Source organism: Devosia sp., from assembly GCF_017307565.1.
Classification (GTDB): Bacteria; Pseudomonadota; Alphaproteobacteria; order Rhizobiales; family Devosiaceae; genus Devosia.
In genome coordinates, this window is the sequence record NZ_JAFKHD010000327.1 from 1 (window position 1) to 2,131 (window position 2,131).

Sequence of the window (2,131 nt, forward strand, 5' to 3'; positions counted from 1 at the left end):
GATCACCAATGCTGCAGACCGCAAGCGCCTGAAGGAAATCACCGCCGATCTCGACGTGCCGCAGGGCATGGGCGTCATCCTGCGCACGGCTGGTGCTTCGCGCACCAAGGCCGAAGTGAAGCGCGACTTCGAATATCTGATGCGCCTGTGGGAAAGCGTCCGCACGCTGACCCTGCAGAGCCAGGCACCCTGCCTCGTTTATGAAGAAGGCTCGCTGATCAAGCGCACCATTCGCGATCTCTACAACAAGGACATCGACGAAGTGCTCGTCGCCGGCGACGCGGCTTACCGCGAAGCCAAGGACTTCATGAAGATGATCATGCCGTCGCACGCCAAGAACGTGCGGCCCTATGGCGAAGAGCAGCCGCTTTTCTCCAAGTATGGCATCGAAAATCAGCTCGACCAGATGTTCTCGCCGGTCGTCACCCTGCCCTCCGGCGGCTACATCGTCATCAACCCGACCGAAGCTCTGGTTTCGATCGACGTGAACTCGGGGCGCTCCACCAAGGAGCACAATATCGAGGACACCGCGCTCCAGACTAACGTGGAAGCCGCTGACGAAGTGGCACGCCAGCTCCGCCTGCGCGACCTTGCCGGCCTCATCGTTATCGACTTCATCGACATGATGGAGAACCGGTCCAACCGTGCCGTCGAGCGCAAGCTCAAGGACGCACTGAAGGACGATCGCGCCCGCATCCAGGTTGGCCGCATCAGCCATTTCGGCCTGATGGAAATGAGCCGCCAGCGCATCCGCTTCGGCGTTGTCGAAAGCTCGACCCACAAGTGCCCGATCTGCGACGGCACGGGTCTGGTGCGTTCGACCGAAAGCCTGGCGCTGATGATCATGCGCCACATCGAAGACCATGTTCTGCGCAAGCAGGGCCAGTCGATCAACGTGCGCGTGCCGACCGACGTGGCGCTCTATGTGCTCAACTACAAGCGCGACACCCTTTCCGCCCTCGAAGCGCGCAATGCGCTGTCGATCACCATCACCGCCGACAGCAAGCTGACCGGACACCAGTTCTCGATCGAGAAGGGTGAAACCCGCGTCTCCTCCTATGTCGACCAGCGTGCGGCGAGCCATGTGCGCGTCGACAGCGCCGTGATCGAGGAAATCGACGAAGAAGTCGTCGAAGAAGAAGAGATCGAAGAAGAAGCCACCGAAGCCCGCCAGGACAATGGCGATGGCGAAGGTGGCGGCCGTCGCCGCCGTCGTCGCCGCCGTCGCGGCGGCAGCAATGGCGAGCGTGGCGAAGAGCGCGCACCGGTTCAGGCGCGCGAAGCCGAGACCGAAGCCGGTGACGAAGAAGGCGCCGACGAAGCCGGCGATGCCGAAGGCGAAGACGGTGCACACACCGACGCCGATGGCGAACCGCGCCGCCGCCGCCGTCGTGGCCGTCGCGGTGGCCGTCGCAACCGTCGCGATCAGGATGGCGAAACCTCTGCCGAAGGCGGAGAGGACGCTGGTGCCCCGGCTGTGACGAGCAACGCCGAGCAGGCCGAAATCGTCGAAGCCGTGCTCGTGCAGGCTGAAGTTGCCGAAGAGGCCCCTGCCCCCGCTGCGGAAGTGGTAGAGGCTGTTGCCGAGGAAGCGCCGGCCGAGAAGCCCAAGCGCAAGCCGCGGGCTCGCAAGGCAAAGACTGCCGAAGCTGAAGCTCCGGTGGAAGTGAGCGCCGAGGCTCAGGTGGCTGCAGAGGCGCCTGTTGCCGAAGAGGCTCCGGCAGAAAAGCCGAAGCGCAAGCCGCGCACTCGCAAGAAGGCTGAGCCGGTTGCTGAAGAAGCAGCGGTCGCCGCTGAGGCTCCGGCTGAAGCTGCGCCCGAGGCCGCCGCCGTGGCGGAAGAAGCGGCCCCCGTCGAGAGTACCGAGGCACGGCCGAAGCGTCAGAAGAAGGAACTGCCGCCCGAAGGCGTGGTGGTGTCTTCAAGCGCCAAGCCGACGGAAGAAGCTGCGCCTGTGGAAGGCGACGACGAGCCCGAGAAGAAGAAAAAGGTCGGCTGGTGGCAGCGCCGGCTTGGTCTGGGCTAGGATTTTTGAGGGCGGCCTTCGGGCCGCCCTTTTCGTCTCATGTCACGCGCCGCCCGCCTGCTCGATCTTCTACAATCACTCCGCAATCGCCGGCAGCCGGTGACC

1 protein-coding gene is annotated in these 2,131 nt (G+C 64.2%); it reads left to right on the forward strand.

Features of this window, described 5'->3' with window-relative positions; translation table 11 throughout:
• Window positions 1–2,026: ribonuclease E/G (locus J0I64_RS11600; protein WP_291408308.1), on the forward strand; the 2,026-nt coding region annotated here is incomplete at its 5' end.
• Between the last annotated feature and the right edge of the window lie 105 nt (window positions 2,027–2,131).